Raw genomic sequence first — 17,593 nt, 5'->3', positions numbered from 1 at the left:
ATCCTGCCGGTGGGTTAAACCGACATCTCCTACTAATCTTTGATTCAGGTCAGGTGAAGGGGGTCTTATCCGCGCAGGCGGGCCTGGTAGTCATGCGACTTCCAGTCTGCGCGGAACTGCCACTGGTCTTCCGGCTGGCGTTGCGCGAGCTCGTCGGAGATTTCCACCTCGTCGAACCCGGCGCGGCGGGCCATGGCGTATTGGTCGGCGATGACGTGCCCCCTGGCACGCAGGCGCCCGGCAAAGCCCATCAGGCGAAGCTGGCGGGCGATGGTGAAGCCGCGCCCATCGGCGAAGCTGGGGAAATCGACGCGGATGGTCTCGACGCCCTCCAGCCGGCCCGACAGCGAAGCGGGGTCGGTGTCGGAGGGCAGGTCGAGCGCGGTGGCGCTGTCCTGCGCCTCGTCCAGCGCCACGAATTCGCCGTTGAAGCCATCGGGCGCGAACCCTGTGTCGGTCACGATTACGGTCATGCGTTAACTCCTGTCCGGACGAGTTTGCCATCCACGAAATGGATGCCGCACTCGGATTTATCTTCGCCGCGCCAACGGCCTGCGCGAATGTCTTCACCCTCTTTTACGGGCGAGGTGCAGGGCATGCAGCCGATCGACGGGTAACCTTTGGCCACCAGCGGATGGCGCGGAAGGCGGTTTTCTTCCATGTAGGTCTGCACGTCTTCGGGGCGCCAGTGGGCCAGCGGGTTGACCTTCAGCCGGCCGGTGCCCGGCTCGACCTCGAAGAACTCCAGCGCCTCGCGGCCGTTGCCGTGGAACCGCTTGCGGCCGGTGATCCAGCCGTCGAACGGTTTCAGCGCGCGCTGAAGCGGCACCGTCTTGCGCAGGTTGCAGCAGGCATCGGTATCGCGCTGGTTCAGCGTCTGGTCGGGGTCGATGCGGGCAACCTCGGCCCGGTCGGCGTGGATCACGCGCACATCCGTCAGCCCGAGCCGCTCGCTGACCTCCTGCTGGTAGACCAGCGTTTCGGCAAAGAGCAGCTCGGTGTCGAGGAAGATCACCGGCGTGTCGCGCCTGGCGACCGAAACCATGTGCAAGAGCACGACGGATTCGGCGCCGAAGCTCGAAACCAGGGCCAGCTCTCCGGCGTCGGGGTCGCGCAGGGCATGGGCCAGGACCGAGGTCGCCGAGTGATGGCGATAGCGCTCGTTCAGGCTCGCGGCGGTTTTTTCCAGATCATTCAGCGGCATAGGCCTCGGCCTTCTCGTAAAGGGCCGTCTTGAACGGCTCCATTCCGACGCGGCGATAAGCTTGCAGGAAGGTCTCTTGCGGGCCTTCGCGCAGCTCGAGATAGGCATAGACGATCCGCTCGACCGCCGGGATGATCTCGTCGGCCGAGAACCCGGGGCCGGTGCGGGTGCCGATGGCCGCGTCCTGCGTGCCGTCGCCGCCCAGCGTGACCTGGTAATTCTCGACGCCCGCGCGATCGAGCCCGAGGATGCCGATATGGCCCACGTGGTGGTGGCCGCAGGCATTGATGCAGCCCGAGATCTTGATCTTCATGTCGCCGATCTCGTGCTCGAGCTTGAGCTCGTCGAAGCGGTTGGCGATCTCCTGCGCGATGGGGATCGAGCGGGCGGTCGCGAGCGCGCAGTAATCCATGCCGGGGCAGGCGATGATGTCGGAGATGAGCCCGATATTCGCCGTGGCCAGCCCGTGCTTCTTGAGCGTGGCGTGGATGGCCGGCAGGTCGGATTTGTGGACATGCGGCAGAATCACGTTCTGCTCGTGGCTGATGCGCAGCTCGTCATGGCCGTATTTCCGGGCGATATCCGCCATCACGCGCATCTGGTCTGCGCTGGCGTCGCCGGGGGTTTCGCCATGGGCCTTGAGGCTGATCTGCACGATGGCGTAGCCCGGCGCCCGGTGCTGGGCGAGGTTGGTGTCGGCCCAGGCGCGGAAGATCGGGTCGGTCTTGTAGGCGGTCTCGTAGACGGCGGTGCTGTCCTCGCGGAAGGCGGGGGCCGCGAAGGCCGCCTTGATGTCCTCGAAGAGTTCGACATCGATGCCCGTGAAGGCCGGGCGGATCGCCTTGAAGCGCTCGTCTACGCGGGCACGAATGTCATCGATTCCATGCTCATGCACGGTGATCTTGATGCGCGCCTTGTACTTGTTGTCGCGCCGGCCCAGCAGGTTCCAGACGCTGACGATGGCCTCGACATAGGGCAGCAGGTCTTCCTGCGAGACGAAGTTGTTGAGCAACTTGCCGATCATCGGCGTGCGGCCGAGGCCGCCGCCCACGACGACGCGATAGCCGATTTCGCCATCGCGCTCGACGATCTGGATGCCGATATCGTGCGCCTTGATGACCGCGCGGTCATTCTCGGCGCCGGTGACGGCGATCTTGAACTTGCGGGGCAGGAACTGGAATTCCGGGTGGTCGGTGGACCATTGGCGCAGCAGCTCGGCCACGGGGCGGGGGTCGGCCACCTCGTCGGCCGCGGCGCCGGCGAAATGGTCGGCGGTGACGTTGCGGATGGTGTTCCCGCTGGTCTGGATGGCGTGCATGTTCACTTCGGCCAGCGCATCGAGCATGTCGGGCACGTCCGGCAGCTTGGGCCAGTTGTACTGGATGTTCTGCCGGGTGGTGAAGTGGCCATAGCCCTTGTCCCATTTCTCGGCGATGTAGGCGAGCTGGTCCATCTGGCGGCTGCTGATCGTGCCATAGGGGATGGCCACGCGCAGCATGTAGGCGTGCAGCTGGAGGTAGAGGCCGTTCATCAGGCGCAGGGGCTTGAACTCGTCCTCGGTCAGGTGGCCGGCGACGCGGCGTTCGACCTGGGCGCGGAACTGGCGGTTGCGTTCGGCCACGAAGGCCGCATCGAATTCTGTATAGTCATACATGGGTCTGCGTCTCCTGTTCGGGGCTTGCCGCTTGCGGGGCCAGCCCTTCGGATTGCTTGCCGTGGAAGTAGTTGGAGGGGCCGGTGCGTCGGAAATCCTCGCGGAAGTGGGTGGGTTCGGGGCCGTTTTCGCCCGCCGTGGCATCGGCGAGGTAGACGCCCACCACGGTTTCGGTCTGGGCCGAGGCGAAGAGCAGGCGCTCGTCGGCGACGGCCTCGTCTTCCAGAAGCTCGGCCTGCGAGAGCTCGCGGGTCCAGCTGTCATCGGCAGCGAGGTAGACCACGTCGCCCTCGATCAAGGCGTTGGCGGTGACAACCTTGGGGGTGAATGGTTTAGCCATGTCAGGCAAGCTCCTGTTCGAATTTGGAAATTTCAGCCTGCGCCGCGCGGGGCGCAAGGCCGTAGAAGGTGAGGGCCGGGCCGGTCAGGCCGGCATCGGTCAGGTCCTGCGGCAGCCGCTCGAGCGTGGTGGAGAGCACCCGCTGATCGGGGCGCGAGGCGTTTTCGACCACGGTGACGGGTGTGGCGCGGTCGGCGCCGTGCATGATGAGGCGACCCTGGATGAACCGGGCGGATTTCTTGCCCATGTAGATCGCGGCAACCTCGCCGGTGCGGGCCAGGGCCTTCCAGTCGTGGTCGGCGAAGCCCTTCATGTCGTGCCCCGTAAGATAGCGGACCGAGGAGTTGCGCTCGCGCTTGGTGAGGCTCTGGCCGATGGCGGCGACGGAGGCCGAGGCGGCGGTGATGCCGGGGACGACGTGCCAGGTGAGACCGGCTGCGTCGACGGCGTCGATTTCCTCGTCGAGGCGGCCGAAGACGGTGGGGTCGCCGCCCTTGAGGCGGACGACCTGGGCGCCCTGAAGGCCATGTTCGACGATCAAGCGGCTGATTTCCTCCTGGCTCATGGAGGGGCCGAAGCCTTCCTTGCCGGCGTCGATCAGCACCGCCTCGCGGCGGGCCAACTCGAGAATGTCCTTGGTGACCAGCCGGTCGTGGATGACCACGTCGGCGGTGTCGAGTGCCTTGCGGGCCTTCAGCGTCAGCAGTTCCGGATCGCCGGGGCCAGCGCCGACAAAGGCGACGTGGCCCTCGGGCGTATCGGCGTTTTCATGTTTGGTAAGAAGGGTTTGCAGCGTGTCCTTCACAGCGCCTTCGCCACCGTCATCCATGGCGCGGGGGCCGGCGTTGAAGTAGTAGTCGGACCAGAAATCGCGGCGGCGGCGGCCGAAGGGCAGCACCTCGACGGCCTTGCGGAAGCCCTTGCCGATGCGGGCGAGCGTGCCCAGCGTGGCGGGCAGACGTGCCTCGAGGTCGGCCTTGATGGCGCGGGCCAGCACGGGGGCGGCGCCCTCGGTGCCGATGGCCACGGTCACCGGGTCGCGGTCGACGATGGCCGGGGTGATGAACTGGCTGTCTTCGAGGTTGTCGACGATGTTCACGATGGCGCCGTCTGCGCGGGCGATGGCGGCGGTGCGGGCGTCTTCGGCGTCATCCTCGTCGGCGGCGTAGAAGAGGACAGCGCAGGTGGTGTCGCCGGGCGCCATGGCGCGGCGTTCCAGCGTCAGGCGGCCCTCTTCGGCCCAGGCCTCGATTTCGGGCGCGGGGGCGGTGGCGAAGACGGTCAGGCGTGCCTCGGTCTTCAGCAGCAGGCGCAGCTTGGCCAAGGCTGCCTCTCCGCCGCCCGACAGGACGACGCGGCGGCCTTCCAGCGCCATGAAGATCGGAAAGTGTTTCATCTCGTCTGTCCCCGCGTTGCGATTGACTTCCTCCTCAATATAGAAAATATTCCCGGTAATTCGCCATATGCGGATGGAAATAAGGACAAACGTTCCTGATAGGCGGAGAGCCGGATGGAATGTTCCAGCTAAAGGACAAAAGACGAATGGCTGTTCGCCTCGACGAGCTCGACCGGAAAATCCTTGTGGAACTGCAGCGCGACGGGGGCCAGTCGCTGGACGATATCGCCAAGGCGGTGGGCAGTTCCAAGACGCCGGTGTGGAACCGGATCCGCAAGATGCGGGAGGGTGGGGTCATTCGGCAGCAGACTTTCTTGCTGGATGCTGAAGCGCTGGGGTTCGAGGCGTGTTTCTTCGTGCTGATCCGGACGTCGGAACATGACGCAGAATGGCAGGCGCGGTTTCTCAAAGCGTTGAACGACCGCCCGGAGGTGCAGGAGGCCCACCGGCTGGCGGGCGATATCGACTATATTTTAAAGGTCGTCGTGGCCAATGCGCGGGCCTATGACACGTTCTACCAGGCGCTGATTTCAGAGGTGAAGGTGCATAACGTGACGGCGCTTCTGTCGATGGAAGAGATCAAATCGACCACGATGCTGCCGCTTCAGACGACGTCGGTATAACGTCGGTATTTTGTCGGTATTACGTCGGTGCGGCGCACCGGCCCCACTTAAGCCGTGGCTTCCAACGCCTTGATGATGGGCGAGAAATCCTCGGCCTTGAGGCTTGCGCCGCCGACAAGCGCGCCGTCGACATTGTCGGTGGCGAAGATCTCGGCCGCGTTGCCCGGTTTGACCGACCCGCCATAGAGGAGACGGATGGCCGCCCCTTCGGTTTCACCGAAGCGGCGGACCAGGCGGGCGCGGATGAAATCATGCACCTCGTCGATCTGTTCGGTGGTGGGGGTCTTGCCGGTGCCGATGGCCCAGACGGGTTCATAGGCAATGACGGTGTTGGCGCCGGTGGTGATGTCGGGGACGGAGGTGGCGAGCTGGCCGGCGATGATGTCGAGCGTGTTGGCCGCGTCGCGCTGTGCCTCGGATTCGCCCAGGCAGATGATGGCGGTGAGCCCGGCCTCGATGGCCGAGCGGGCCTTTTCGCGGACCAGCGCGCTGGTCTCGTTGTGGTCTTCGCGGCGCTCGGAATGGCCGACGATCACCGCCGTCGCGCCGGTGTCGACGAGCATGGCGGCGGAGATGTCACCGGTATGGGCGCCCGAGGCCTCGTTATGGCAATCCTGCCCGCCGATCGCGACGGGGCTGCCGGCGGCGATATCCGCAGCCTGGGCCAGAAGCTGATAGGGGGGGCAGATGAGGATATCGACGGCCGCCTCGGGATGGGCGGCGGCGATCTTTTCCAGCTCGGCCAGGGCCGCGCGGGTTCCATTCATCTTCCAGTTGCCGGCAGCCAGCTTGCGTTTCATCCCTGAACCCTCTCGTTTTCTTTTTTCTTAGATCGGGAGGGGTTGGGGTGCAATCCTCACATGCCCTCGAACTTGATCGATTCGCCGCAGCCGCAGGCCTCGGTCACGTTGGGGTTGTTGAAGACGAAGCCGGATTCGAGCAGCGAGGTCTGGTAATCGATCTCGGTGCCGAAGAGGAACATCTGGGCCATGGGCGCGATCATGACGCGCGCGCCGTCCTGTTCGACGACCTCGTCGTTCGGGTCGACCTCGTCGACATAGTCCATGGTGTATTCCATGCCCGCGCAGCCGCCTTTCTTGACGCCAATGCGCAGGCCCTTGGTGCCGCCCTTGCCCATCAGCTTGGCGATCTGGGATGCGGCTGTCGGGGTCATGGTGACCGCCTGTTTTCCCGGAATTCCGAACATGCGTGTTTCCTTTTGTCCTGACGGGAATCTAAGGCCGCGGCGCGCCGATCTCAAGGGCGGGAAGTGCGGCAAGCAGAGACTGGGTGGCAAGCGCCACGGCAATGGCCCAGCCGAAGGAGGCGAGGGTGCCGATGATGACGTATTCGGCGGTGCGCTGATCCCTGGTGGCGGTGCCGAAGCGGAGAATCGATTTGGCGGCGACGAGGAAGCCGACGCCGATGGGGTGATTGGTGAGGATGAAGAGGAAGATGAGGCCGCGTTCGAGAAGGCCGATCTGTTGGCCGCCGCGTCGCAGGCCCTTGCTGCTGACGCGGGTGCCGTGGGGTTTCATCATCAGGCCGACGGCGTATTGGCCGGCCTGAAGGGCCAGGATGAGGCCGGCGGCGAGTGCCATGAAGGGCAGGGCCTGAGGGTGGGCGGCCCATGCGCCGGAGGCCCAGAGGCCGGGCGCATAGGCGGCGACGGCGGCGATGGTGGCCAGATGCGCGGCCTGATCGGCGAGGAAGGCGGTGAGGGAGGTGAAGTTCCCGTAGGTCTTGAGGCAGTCGATGACGAGGTGGATGGCGGCCAGGGCGAGGAGTTCGGGGGCGTCGATGCGGCCGATGGCGGCCTGGGCTGTGACCAGCACGATGGCGGCGTGAAGCAGCATGACGCCGGGGTGGCGCTTGTTGGCGTTGATCCAGTTCGTCTGGAAGAGGAAGTCGGCCAGCGCGTGGGCGAAGAGCAGGGCGGTGACGGTTTCGATCATGCTTGGGCCCCGAAGTCATGGGTCTGGAAGGCGCGGCGCGCGTGGGAGAAGGCCGCGAGGCCCGAGCCCTTGAGCCGCGCCTCGAAGGCCTGGCGGCTGATGCCGAGGGATTTGGCCCGGTGGGCGTTGGTCTCGTGGGTGGGGTCGAGCAGGATGAGGGCGACCGCCTCGGCCTGTTGGGCGGTCCAGCCGGTGACGACCCAGTCGGTCAGCTGGAGCACGCCGCGCTGCCAGTCGGTGACGCCGTGCCCGCCAATGGCGGTGGTTTCGGTGTCGAGGGTTTCGAGCAGGTCGCCGGAGGTGACGAAGGCGGGCCCTGCGGCGTCGGAGAGGTCGGTCGTGCCGGGGAAGTCGACCGGGCCGATCCCGATGGCGATGCGGGTGGCAAGGCCGGTGTCGGCCGCGCGCAGGGCGGCGGCGAGGCCGAGATAGGCCAGCATCACCAATGTCGGATCAGGCAGCAGCATCTGCCAGCCGTCGCCCCGGTTCCGGGTGAACCGGGGCTGAAATTCATGATTTTTGCCAATGCTTTGCGCGGTGGTCTTGAGGTTCGTCATGGCGCGTTCGACCGCCTCGGCGGAGGCATCGCGCGAGTCGATCAGGTCACCGGTGAACACCGCCTGTACGCCAGACATGAAAGCGAAACCCTTTGCATTGCGAGGATGCAAGTCATAGGGGTTGCTTTCGAAATATGCAAGTGAAAACGCTTGCTTTACGGAAAAGCAAGCCAAAAGGCTTGCTTTTACATGAAGCCGAGTTCGAGGCGCGCCTCGTCGGACATCATGTCCATGCCCCACGGCGGTTCCCATGTGAGTTCGACATCGACATGCTTGACGCCTTCGAGCGGTTCGATCGCGTCGGCGACCCAGCCCGGCATCTCGCCCGCGACGGGGCAGCCCGGGGCGGTGAGCGTCATGGTGACGCGCACGGCGTTCTCGGCATCGATATCGATCGTGTAGACCAGCCCCAGATCGTAGATATTCACCGGGATTTCAGGGTCGTAGACGGAACGACACGCTTCGACCACCGGCTCGTAAAGCGGGTGCTCCGTGCTGGACGGTGCGATGAGGGGGGTGCCCTCAAGCGGTTCCGGGCTCTGTGTCATCGGGGGTTCCTGTCGTTCATATTCCGACAGAACATATAGGATTTATCGTCACCGGTGTCGAGAGGAAGTGCGGGTCACGTCTGCTTGTCCGCGCTGCCGCTGGTCGAGGTCTTGCGCCGGCGGATGGGCACGGGGCGGACGCGGGCCTCGATCTGTTCGTAGAGCTTGCCGACGATGTTCTTGTTGGTGGAGGTCTCGATGCCTTCGAAGCCGGGGGAGGAGTTGACCTCGAGCACCTTGGGCCCGCTTTCGGAGCGAAGCAGGTCGACGCCGGCCATGTTGAGGTCGAAGGCGCGGGCGGCGCGGACGGCGGTTTCACGCTCTTCCTTGGTGATGCGGACCGATTTGGCGGTGCCGCCGCGGTGGAGGTTGGAGCGGAAATCGCCCTCGGCGCCGGTGCGTTTCATCGAGGCCACGACCTTGCCGCCGATGACGAGGCAGCGGATATCCTCGCCCGCCGCTTCCTTGACGAAGCTTTGCACGAGGAAGTTGGCCTTCAGCCCGCGGAAGGCGTCGATGACGGATTCGGCGGCTTTCTTGGTTTCCGCCAGGACGACGCCCTTGCCTTGGGTCGATTCCAGCAGCTTGACGATCAGCGGCGTGGTGCCGACGAGGCTGATGATGTTGGCGGTGTCGCGGGGCGAGCTGGCGAAGGCGGTGTTGGGCATGCCGATGCGGGCGCGGGCCATGATCTGGTGGGCGTAGAGCTTGTCGCGGCTGGCGGTGATCCCGGCGGCGCCGTTGACGCAGTAGGTGCCGATGGTCTCGAACTGGCGGATGATGGCGGCGCCGTAGGGGGTGATCGAGGCGCCGATGCGGGGGATCACGGCGTCGAAGCGGGGCAGGCGCTTGCCGTCGTAGTGAACTTCGGGGGCAAGGGCATTAATCGCCATGTAACACCGGGTTGTGTTGATGACTTCAACCGAGTGCCCGCGTTTTTCGCCCTCTTCGACGAGGCGGCGGGTGGAGTAATTGTCTTCGCGGCTTAGCACGCAGATGCGGAGCGCGCGTTGGGGCGCCACCTCGCGCATGCGGGAGGTGTGGTAGACGTCGTAGCTGAGTTCCGGTTGCAGGAAGCGGTCGGTGGCGGCGATCGAGATGTGATCCTTCATCGCCTGCCGGCCGAGCAGCATCCGCGATGTCATGGTCGAGCGGTTGGTCAGCGTGATCTCGATCGGCCATTTCTGCCCGTTCACCAGAAGCGCGCTTTCGATGACGTAGCGCATTTCCTTCTCGCCATTCGAGGAGGCGACCTCGCGCCGGTCGACGATGTTGGCGGAGCAGGGAATCACCAGGTCGTCGCGCCCGGGGATCGGGTGCACGGTGAAGCGCACCTTGGGCCGGGCCTGGGAGCCGAAGGTTTCGATATCGAAGGCATGAAGGGCCGAGGTGCGGGCACCTGTGTCGACCTTGGCCCGCAGGGCGGGCACGCCCAGATCGGGGAGGGAAATCCATTCTTCCCACCCGAATTGCAGTGTCTCCGGCGCTGCGTCATCGGGCATCGGCGGTCTCCCTTTCTGTGCCGGGGTCTTTTCCGCCCCGTCGGATTTCAGTCACTGCAAGGACAACACGGAAAGGGTGGTGAAGCAACCTTTGGCCCGTGAAACGTGGCGGCGTCAGGGCGCCAGCCACCAGTTGCTGCCGGCGTCGCGGAAGGCCCGCCGGGCGGCGCCGGGGTCTTCGAGCCGGGCGGAAAAGAAGATATCGCGCCCGTTGCAGTCATGCAGATCGAAGGCGAAGCCCATGCGCGGCAGCATGTATTCGAGGATGTCGTGCGACATGAACTGGAATTGCGGCCCGGCCTTTCCGCCGAGGCGGAACACGCTGGGTGCGTTGCAGAGCATTTTCTGGAAGGCCAGGGGGTTGGCGCCGTCGGCCACGCTCATCGACAGGAGGCCGCCCGGTTTCAGCACGGCGGCGGCGGTCGCGATGTAGATCAGCACGGTGTGCAACTCGACATGCACCATCGCGTCATAGGAAAACAGGCAATCGATCCTGCCGTGCAGGCCGGCCGTTTCGATGACTTCGTACATGAAGCCGGGCTTGTCGTTCAGCAGATGTGTCGTCATCTGGCCCGACGCGATCTCGTCGGGGAACCGGAGGTGCATCTGGTCGAGGAAGGCCTGCGATATGTCGAAACAGCCGATCTGCGCATTCGGGAAGCGGTCGAGGAAGGGGCGGGTCATGCGGCCGCTGCCGGAGGCGATTTCCACGGCGTGGGCCGGCGGGGCGACGAGATAGGGCGCCACGCAGGTGTCGAGGATGCGGGCGACCGCATCGGCGTCGCCCCACTCGTCGCCGGGCCACGTGTAGTGATCGTCGGTCGTGTTCAGGACCTGCCATTCGCGCAGATCGCCGGGCTTCCTGGCCGGGGCGTTTTGGATGTCGGGGAAAGACTTGGTCACGTAGTTATCCCAGGTGCGGGAATAGACCGATCTCTTGTCCTGCGTCATGGCGTACCCTTTGCGAGGATTTATGACCGGCCCGGGTCGCCGGCCGGGTTCCGGTGTGACCTCGTGGCGCGACTGGCCGTTGCGCATCCCTCCTACACCGGATCATGGGGCCGCACAATCGTGCCCGAACAGGATCGGTGCCCGTGCAGATTGCGTTTTGCACGTCGTCCGAAAGCGCAGTATGGAGGCGCCCGGACAACCAGATGCGGGGCAGGCCGGTGCGAGTCAGCTATCAAAAGACGGGGCAGGACGGGCAGGCCCGGACGGGCGTGATTTCCACGCCAAGGGGCGAGATCCGCACGCCGGCCTTCATGCCGGTGGGCACCGCCGGCACGGTCAAGGCGATGATGCCCGAGAGCGTGCGCGAGACCGGGGCGGATATCCTGCTGGGCAACACCTATCACCTGATGCTGCGCCCCGGGGCGGAAAGGGTGGCGCGGCTGGGCGGGCTGCACGGGTTCATGAACTGGGACAGGCCCATTCTGACCGATAGCGGCGGGTTCCAGGTGATGAGCCTGGCCGGTCTGCGGAAGCTGACCGAGGAGGGGGTGACCTTCAAGAGCCATATCGACGGCTCGAAACACGAGCTGACGCCGGAGCGGTCGATGGAGATCCAGCGGCTTCTGGGCTCGGACATCGTGATGTGTTTCGACGAGTGCCCGGCGCTGCCCGCGAGCGATGAGGCCGTGGCCGAGAGCATGCGGCTGTCCATGCGGTGGGCGGCAAGGTCGAAAGAGGCGTTCGGCGACCGGCCGGGCCATGCGCTGTTCGGCATCCAGCAGGGCGGCGTGACGCGGGATCTGCGGGCCGAGAGTGCCGAGAAGCTGGTGGAGATCGGGTTTGATGGGTACGCGGTCGGCGGGCTGGCCGTGGGCGAGGGGCAGGAGGCGATGTTCGGCGTGCTGGATTATGCGCCGGGGATGCTGCCCGAGGACAAGCCGCGCTACCTGATGGGGGTGGGCAAGCCCGACGATATCGTGGGCGCCGTGAAGCGCGGGATCGACATGATGGATTGCGTGCTGCCCTCGCGGTCAGGGAGGACGGGGCAGGCGTGGACCCGGCGGGGGCAGGTCAACATCAAGAATGCGCGGCACATGGATGACCCGCGGCCGCTGGACGAGGATTGCACCTGTCCGGCGTGTCGGAATTATTCGCGCGCGTATCTGCATCATGTGTTCCGCAGCCAGGAGATCATCAGCTCGATGCTGTTGACCTGGCACAACCTGCATTACTACCAGCAGATCATGGAGGGGATGCGGGGGGCGATCGCTGCCGGCACGTTTGCCGCGTGGGAGGACGAGTTCCATGCAGGCCGCGCGGAAGGGGATATCGAGCCGGTTTGAGGGTCGGGGGCGCTTTCTTGAAAAGAAAGCGGGTCGAAATCTTTTGAAGATTTCGACTGCCGGGGATGCACGGAGCTGTGATCTTCGCGCCCGCGCGCGGCGCGGACCCTGAAAAACCTAGGGATTTGGCGCTTGCTCCGCCTGACACACCGGGGCATGGTTGTTCGAACGAAGGTTGAAAGAAGGGTGGAACCGCCCCAGATTAATCTTCTGGAAACGGAGACGGACGTGGCTGCCGATACGCGGGGCCGGAGCCGTCTTGCCAAAAACAGGACAAGAGCATGCAAGAACCCCTCAACAATTCCTACCCGGTGCTTCCGCTGCGCGATATCGTGGTGTTCCCCCACATGATCGTGCCGCTGTTCGTGGGCCGCGAGAAATCGGTCCGGGCGCTGGAAGAGGTCATGCAGGACGACAAGCAGATCCTGCTGTCGAGCCAGATCGACCCCGGTGAAGACGACCCGTCGGCGGACGGGATCTATCGCGTCGGCGTGCTGGCCAACGTGCTGCAGCTGCTGAAGCTGCCCGACGGCACCGTGAAGGTGCTGGTCGAAGGGGTGGCGCGCGTGCGCATCACCGAATACCTGGAGAACGAAGAGTTCTTCGACGCCAAGGCCGAGTATATCAACGAGATGCCCGGCGACGCCGCGACGATCACCGCGCTTCTGCGCACGGTGACGGATGAGTTCGCGCGTTACGCGAAGGTCAAGAAGAACATCCCCGAAGAGGCGCTGGCCGCCGTCGCCGAAAGCGACGAGCCCGCGAAGCTGGCCGATCTCGTGGCCGGTCACCTTGGCATCGAGGTCGCCCAGAAGCAGGAGCTTCTGGAAACGCTTTCCGTGAGCGAGCGGCTGGAGAAGGTTTATGGCCTGATGCAGGGCGAGATGAGCGTTCTGCAGGTCGAGAAGAAGATCAAGACCCGGGTCAAGAGCCAGATGGAGCGCACCCAGCGCGAATACTATCTGAATGAGCAGATGAAGGCCATTCAGAAGGAGCTTGGCGACGGCGAGGACGGCGAAGGCGAGATTGCCGAGCTGGAAGAGAAGATCGCCGAGGTCAAGCTGTCGAAAGAGGCGCGCGAGAAGGCCGAGGGCGAGCTCAAGAAGCTCAAGAACATGAGCCCGATGAGCGCCGAGGCCACGGTTGTGCGCAACTACCTCGACTGGATGCTGAGCATTCCGTGGAACAAGAAGAGCCGGGTCAAGAAGGACCTGAGCCGCGCCGAGGAGATCCTCGACGCCGATCACCACGGGCTTGAGAAGGTGAAGGAGCGGATCGTCGAGTACCTGGCGGTGCAGCAGCGTTCGAAGAAGCTGAAGGGCCCGATCATGTGCCTTGTCGGCCCTCCGGGCGTGGGCAAGACCTCGCTCGGGCAGTCGGTGGCCAAGGCCACGGGCCGCGAGTTCATCCGCATCAGCCTTGGCGGCGTGCGCGATGAAAGCGAGATCCGCGGGCACCGCCGGACCTATATCGGGTCGATGCCGGGCAAGATCATCCAGGCGCTGAAGAAGGCCAAGTCGACCAACCCGCTCATCCTGCTCGACGAGATCGACAAGATGGGGCAGGACTTCCGCGGCGACCCGGCAAGTGCGATGCTCGAGGTTCTGGACCCTGAACAGAACGGCACCTTCGTGGACCACTATCTTGAAGTGGAATACGACCTGTCGAACGTGATGTTCCTGACCACGGCCAACAGCTACAACATGCCGGAGCCGCTGAAGGACCGGATGGAGATCATCCCGCTGGCGGGCTACACCGAGGACGAAAAGCGCGAGATCGCCAAGCAGCACCTCGTTCCGAAGCAGATCAAGAACCACGGTCTGAAGAAGAAGGAGTTCGAGCTGACCGACGAGGCGCTGACCGACATCATCCGCCTTTACACGCGGGAGGCCGGTGTGCGGAACCTCGAGCGCGAGATTGCCAAGGTGGCGCGGAAGGCCGTGACCCGGATCATCCGGAAGAAGGACGAGACGATCACGGTGACGCGCGAGAACCTGGGCGATTTCCTGGGCGTGAAGAAGTTCAAGTTCGGCCTGGCCGAGGAGAAGGACCAGGTCGGTGTCGTGACCGGGCTGGCGTACACCAGCGTCGGTGGCGAGCTTCTGAACATCGAGGCGCTGCGCCTGCCGGGCAAGGGCCGGATGAAGACGACCGGTACGCTGGGCGACGTGATGAAGGAATCGATCGACGCGGCCAGTTCCTATGTGCGGTCGATCGCGCCCGATATCGGGGTGAAGCCGCCGCAGTTCGAGAAGTGGGATATCCACGTGCACGTGCCCGAAGGTGCGACGCCCAAGGACGGGCCGAGCGCGGGGCTTGCCATGGTGACCTCTATCGTCTCGGTGCTGACCGGTATTCCGGTGCGCAAGGACATCGCCATGACCGGCGAGGTGACGCTGCGCGGCAACGCGCTGCCGATCGGCGGTCTGAAGGAGAAGCTTTTGGCCGCGCTTCGGGGCGGTATCAAGACCGTGCTGATCCCGCGGGAGAACGAGAAGGACCTGACCGAGATCCCCGACAACGTGAAGGAGGGGCTGAAGATCGTGCCCGTCGACCACGTGCGCGACGTGCTCAAGCTGGCGCTGACCGAAGAGCCGGAGCCGGTCGAATGGGACGAAGCTGCCGAAGAGGCCGCCGCGGCGGAAGCTGCGCGGAAGGCCGGTGGCGAAGGGTCGGGCGCCGTGGCGCACTGATCCCGAGGGTCCGAAGAGTTGAGAAGGGGCGTCCTGCGGGGCGCCCTTTTTCTTTTGCGGGGTGTGGTGGGTTGGCACCCAGCCCACGTAACGGCGGGACAAGCCGGTTGGGGCGTGATTTAAGGGCAGGGACCACGTTGCCCGGAGCCCTGCGATGAAGACTGTTCACCTGACCCACGATTACCCCGTTTCGCCCGAACGCCTTTGGGCGCTGGCCACGGATTACGGCGCGCTGGCGCGGGTGATGGAGGGGGTCGTGGCCTTCGAGGGGCTGCCCGATGGGCGGGTGCAGGAAGGACAGAAGATCGACGTGATGGTATCGCTCTTCGGGAAGCTGCCGAAGCAGCCCTACCACATGGAGGTCGTCGAATGCGATGACAGCCGGATGGTGCTGCGCTCGTCGGAGAAGGGGGCCGGGGTCAAGGAATGGCGGCACACCATGAGCGTCACACCGGCGCCGGGGGGCAGCCGGCTGACCGATACGATCGAGATCGAGGCCGGGCTGCTGACCGGCGCCTTCGCGCTGTGGGCGCGGTATCTCTACGGGGCGCGGCACAAGCCGCGATTGCGGATTCTGGAAAGCGGGGACTTCTAGGTATCGGGAAATAGTCGAGGGGCGCGCAGACCCGGGGGCGCGCGCCGTGGGAGGCGGAGGCGGCCGGCAGGATGCGGCCGCGCCTTCCGGGTCAGAGTGACGGGCCGAGGATGATGGCGATCACGGCCACGGCCGCGATGAGGCCTTCGACGTTCGACGCGTTTTCCTGTGCGTCGACCATGACGACATCCGGCGTGACGATCGGATCGGACAGCGAACCGGCAGAGGCGGTTCCGGCAACCAAGGTCGCGGCAATTGCGGCAGCAGCAAGTGTCTTTTTCACGTTAGTTCCCCAGGTACTATATCTAGTCGGATTAAAAGTATGAACCTACCATCAGTCAACTGACAGGTGGCCAAATCACAAGAAAAGCGGTAGGGTTGAAACATAATTGAAACAAAAGAGGCACACCATGGCAGCGAGAACGACTGGATCGAGCAAGTCCAAGTCTTCCACCCCCAAGAAAGCGACATCCGCCAAGCCCGCAAGGGCGGCGACGAAGCCCGCGCCGGGCTCGGCCGCGGCCAAGACCGCGCCGGATGTCGTGCCCGATACGACGCCGACCGTGGTCACCTCGACAGAGCTGAAGAAACGCGAGCTGATCGACGAGGTGGTGACCCGCTCGGGCGTGCGCAAGAAATTCGCCAAGCCCGCGATCGAGGCGATGATCGACGTTCTGGCCGAGGCCATCGCCGAGGGGCGCGAGGTGAACCTGCAGCCCTTTGGCAAGATCAAGCACCAGCGCACCAAGGACACGTCGAACGCGCGGATCACCGTCGCCAAGATCCGCCAGAGCAAGACGGCGGGCCCGGCGCTGGACCCGGCGGATCGCGCGGATGACGATAAATCGAACGAGACGGTTGCAGAGCCCGCGGAGTAACGCTAATAGACGCGTCGGCGGGTGATTAGCTCAGTGGTAGAGCGCTTCGTTCACATCGAAGATGTCAGGAGTTCGAATCTCTTATCACCCACCATTCTCCCCCCTTGCATGAGGCGCGAATGGCCATGTCCCTGCCGGAAATGTGGATTTTGCGGCATGGCGAGACCGAATGGAATGTCGAGGGGCGCCTTCAGGGGCATCTCGACAGCCCGCTGACCGAGACCGGTCTGCGGCAGGCCCGGGCGCAGGGCGCGATTCTCGAAACTTGTCTGCCGGAGGGGGTTTCGGTTCTGTCGAGCCCGTCGGGGCGGGCGTGGGAGACGGCTCGCATTGCCGTGGCGGGGCTGGGCCTCGAGGTGGTTGCGGAGCCGGACCTGCGCGAGATCGACATGGGAGACTGGCACGGAGAGCTGATTTCAGACCTTGCCGCGCGCTTGCCGGAGGACATGACCGAGGATCCGCATCTGTGGAAGTTCACCGCACCGGGCGGCGAACGGTTGGAGCAGATGGAGGCGCGGCTGTCGCGGCTGTTGGCGCGGCTCGCGGGGCCGACGGTGATCGTGACCCATGGCGTGACGTCGCGCGCGCTGCGCTGCCTTGCGCTTGGCCTGCCGCTGGAGCGGATGGGCGAGGTGCCGGGCGGGCAGGGGGTGGTGCATCACGTGAAGGACGGGATGGCGACGGTGATCGCCGGCCAGGGCCGGATCAGAGGGTGAGCAGGTATTTCTGCATGCCCTCGACCACCAGCACGCTGTCCTGGTTGTGGATGGTCACTTTCAGTTCCATCACGCCCGTGGTGCTGCCTTCGGTGAGGGCCGTGATCTCGAAGGCCGGGTAGAGCGTGTCGCCGCAATAGACCGGGGCAAGGAAGCGGCTGGATTGTTCGAGAAAGCCGATGAGGGCGTCGCCCATCTCGTGCGCCAGGGGCGAGGCGCCGATGGCGGCCTGGATGAGCGTCTGGTAGCCGTGGGCGTAGAGCTCGGGATGGCCGCGGCGTTTCAGGTAGGCGCGGTCATAGTGGATCGGGTGATTGTCGCCGCTGGCCGTCTGGAAGGCGGCGAAGATGCCTTCGGTCATGGTGCGCGAGGGGGCGCGGAACACCTCGCCCACGCGGAAATCGGCGAAGGGGCGGGCGGGGTGTGTCCAGTGGGTTTCGGGGTCGAAGCTCATGGCTGCCATGAAGGCGCGTGCAAAGGGTGGTGTCAATCGTCACCTTGGCCCTTGCGCGCCCGCGCCGGTCTTTGTATGAGACGCGTCACCGGGTCGTTAGCTCAGTTGGTAGAGCGCTTCGTTTACACCGAAGATGTCGGGAGTTCGAGCCTCTCACGACCCACCATTATCTGCCTGTCCTGTC

The 17,593-nt window shown here is 64.9% G+C and carries 20 protein-coding genes and 2 tRNA genes; 8 read left to right on the top strand and 14 right to left on the bottom strand.

What is annotated here, in order from left to right:
* Positions 1 to 65: 65 nt before the first annotated feature.
* The 5 genes from RIdsm_RS16000 to cysG are packed head-to-tail and all read right to left on the bottom strand — an operon-like array spanning position 66 to position 4,594.
* Positions 66 to 473 carry a DUF934 domain-containing protein gene (locus RIdsm_RS16000; protein ID WP_057818545.1) on the bottom strand — a complete coding sequence of 136 codons (408 nt, stop codon included), beginning with the start codon at positions 471 to 473 and terminating at the stop codon, positions 66 to 68.
* Positions 470 to 1,204, bottom strand: a complete 735-nt coding sequence (locus RIdsm_RS15995; protein WP_057818543.1) for a phosphoadenylyl-sulfate reductase — start codon at positions 1,202 to 1,204, stop codon at positions 470 to 472. Before RIdsm_RS15995 ends, RIdsm_RS16000 begins: the two co-directional genes overlap by 4 nt.
* Positions 1,191 to 2,858 carry a nitrite/sulfite reductase gene (locus RIdsm_RS15990; RefSeq protein ID WP_057818541.1) on the bottom strand — a complete coding sequence of 556 codons (1,668 nt, stop codon included), beginning with the start codon at positions 2,856 to 2,858 and terminating at the stop codon, positions 1,191 to 1,193. Before RIdsm_RS15990 ends, RIdsm_RS15995 begins: the two co-directional genes overlap by 14 nt.
* Positions 2,851 to 3,198 carry a DUF2849 domain-containing protein gene (locus tag RIdsm_RS15985; protein WP_057818539.1) on the bottom strand — a complete coding sequence of 116 codons (348 nt, stop codon included), beginning with the start codon at positions 3,196 to 3,198 and terminating at the stop codon, positions 2,851 to 2,853. The genes RIdsm_RS15990 and RIdsm_RS15985 overlap by 8 nt, the downstream gene beginning before the upstream one ends.
* A gap of 1 nt (position 3,199) precedes the next feature.
* Positions 3,200 to 4,594, bottom strand: coding sequence for a siroheme synthase CysG (gene cysG, locus RIdsm_RS15980; RefSeq protein ID WP_057818537.1), 1,395 nt, complete (start codon positions 4,592 to 4,594; stop codon positions 3,200 to 3,202).
* Positions 4,595 to 4,740: 146 nt separating this feature from the next.
* Between cysG and RIdsm_RS15975 the strand changes: the two genes are divergently transcribed.
* Complete coding sequence (locus tag RIdsm_RS15975; protein WP_057818535.1) at positions 4,741 to 5,217, top strand: Lrp/AsnC family transcriptional regulator; 477 nt, start codon at positions 4,741 to 4,743, stop codon at positions 5,215 to 5,217.
* A 47-nt stretch (positions 5,218 to 5,264) separates the two neighbouring features.
* Here RIdsm_RS15975 and tpiA read toward each other — a convergent pair whose 3' ends face one another.
* From tpiA to RIdsm_RS15940, 7 genes are all read right to left on the bottom strand, one after another.
* Positions 5,265 to 6,017, bottom strand: a complete 753-nt coding sequence (gene tpiA / locus RIdsm_RS15970; RefSeq protein WP_057818533.1) for a triose-phosphate isomerase — start codon at positions 6,015 to 6,017, stop codon at positions 5,265 to 5,267.
* 56 nt (positions 6,018 to 6,073) lie between these two features.
* A complete protein-coding gene (locus RIdsm_RS15965; protein WP_057818531.1) occupies positions 6,074 to 6,424 on the bottom strand; it encodes a HesB/IscA family protein in 351 nt (116 codons plus the stop codon).
* Between the two features lie 28 nt (positions 6,425 to 6,452).
* The gene (locus RIdsm_RS15960) at positions 6,453 to 7,172 is read right to left on the bottom strand and encodes a DUF3307 domain-containing protein (RefSeq protein ID WP_057818529.1); all 720 of its coding nucleotides are present in this window, start codon (positions 7,170 to 7,172) and stop codon (positions 6,453 to 6,455) included.
* Positions 7,169 to 7,807 (bottom strand): hypothetical protein, encoded by a 639-nt coding sequence (locus RIdsm_RS15955; RefSeq protein WP_057818527.1) that lies wholly within the window; start codon positions 7,805 to 7,807, stop codon positions 7,169 to 7,171. The genes RIdsm_RS15960 and RIdsm_RS15955 overlap by 4 nt, the downstream gene beginning before the upstream one ends.
* A 107-nt stretch (positions 7,808 to 7,914) precedes the next feature.
* The gene (locus RIdsm_RS15950; RefSeq protein ID WP_057818526.1) at positions 7,915 to 8,277 is read right to left on the bottom strand and encodes an SUF system Fe-S cluster assembly protein; all 363 of its coding nucleotides are present in this window, start codon (positions 8,275 to 8,277) and stop codon (positions 7,915 to 7,917) included.
* Between the two features lie 74 nt (positions 8,278 to 8,351).
* On the bottom strand, positions 8,352 to 9,779 hold the full coding sequence (gene rimK / locus RIdsm_RS15945) for a 30S ribosomal protein S6--L-glutamate ligase (RefSeq protein WP_057818524.1): 1,428 nt from the start codon (positions 9,777 to 9,779) through the stop codon (positions 8,352 to 8,354).
* A 114-nt stretch (positions 9,780 to 9,893) separates the two neighbouring features.
* A complete protein-coding gene (locus tag RIdsm_RS15940) occupies positions 9,894 to 10,730 on the bottom strand; it encodes a class I SAM-dependent methyltransferase (RefSeq protein WP_057818522.1) in 837 nt (278 codons plus the stop codon).
* Positions 10,731 to 10,933: 203 nt separating this feature from the next.
* Between RIdsm_RS15940 and tgt the strand changes: the two genes are divergently transcribed.
* The 3 genes from tgt (at position 10,934) to RIdsm_RS15925 (ending at position 15,361) form a co-directional block, all read left to right on the top strand.
* A complete protein-coding gene (gene tgt / locus RIdsm_RS15935) occupies positions 10,934 to 12,073 on the top strand; it encodes a tRNA guanosine(34) transglycosylase Tgt (protein WP_057818520.1) in 1,140 nt (379 codons plus the stop codon).
* A 281-nt stretch (positions 12,074 to 12,354) separates the two neighbouring features.
* Complete coding sequence (gene lon, locus RIdsm_RS15930; protein ID WP_057818518.1) at positions 12,355 to 14,766, top strand: endopeptidase La; 2,412 nt, start codon at positions 12,355 to 12,357, stop codon at positions 14,764 to 14,766.
* Between the two features lie 154 nt (positions 14,767 to 14,920).
* The gene (locus RIdsm_RS15925; protein ID WP_057818515.1) at positions 14,921 to 15,361 is read left to right on the top strand and encodes an SRPBCC family protein; all 441 of its coding nucleotides are present in this window, start codon (positions 14,921 to 14,923) and stop codon (positions 15,359 to 15,361) included.
* Positions 15,362 to 15,452: 91 nt separating this feature from the next.
* Here RIdsm_RS15925 and RIdsm_RS15920 read toward each other — a convergent pair whose 3' ends face one another.
* Positions 15,453 to 15,644: a hypothetical protein gene (locus tag RIdsm_RS15920; RefSeq protein WP_138179335.1), complete on the bottom strand. Its 192-nt coding sequence runs from the start codon at positions 15,642 to 15,644 to the stop codon at positions 15,453 to 15,455.
* 127 nt (positions 15,645 to 15,771) lie between these two features.
* Between RIdsm_RS15920 and RIdsm_RS15915 the strand changes: the two genes are divergently transcribed.
* The 3 genes from RIdsm_RS15915 to RIdsm_RS15905 all read left to right on the top strand — a co-directional run bounded on the left by RIdsm_RS15915 (position 15,772) and on the right by RIdsm_RS15905 (position 16,955).
* Positions 15,772 to 16,239 carry an HU family DNA-binding protein gene (locus RIdsm_RS15915; protein ID WP_082647462.1) on the top strand — a complete coding sequence of 156 codons (468 nt, stop codon included), beginning with the start codon at positions 15,772 to 15,774 and terminating at the stop codon, positions 16,237 to 16,239.
* A 19-nt stretch (positions 16,240 to 16,258) separates the two neighbouring features.
* Positions 16,259 to 16,333, top strand: a tRNA-Val gene (locus tag RIdsm_RS15910).
* A gap of 25 nt (positions 16,334 to 16,358) precedes the next feature.
* Complete coding sequence (locus RIdsm_RS15905) at positions 16,359 to 16,955, top strand: histidine phosphatase family protein (RefSeq protein WP_057818513.1); 597 nt, start codon at positions 16,359 to 16,361, stop codon at positions 16,953 to 16,955.
* On the opposite strand, the gene RIdsm_RS15900 is transcribed toward RIdsm_RS15905, so the two are convergent.
* Positions 16,945 to 17,418 (bottom strand): MaoC family dehydratase, encoded by a 474-nt coding sequence (locus RIdsm_RS15900; RefSeq protein WP_201455584.1) that lies wholly within the window; start codon positions 17,416 to 17,418, stop codon positions 16,945 to 16,947. The two genes, RIdsm_RS15905 and RIdsm_RS15900, sit on opposite strands and share 11 nt — an antisense overlap.
* 81 nt (positions 17,419 to 17,499) lie before the next feature.
* Here RIdsm_RS15900 and RIdsm_RS15895 point away from each other — a divergent pair.
* Positions 17,500 to 17,575: transfer RNA gene (locus RIdsm_RS15895), tRNA-Val, on the top strand.
* Positions 17,576 to 17,593: the final 18 nt, after the last annotated feature.

The organism is Roseovarius indicus (assembly GCF_008728195.1).
Lineage (GTDB): Bacteria > Pseudomonadota > Alphaproteobacteria > Rhodobacterales > Rhodobacteraceae > Roseovarius > Roseovarius indicus.
This window is presented reverse-complemented; position numbering and strand designations above follow the sequence as displayed.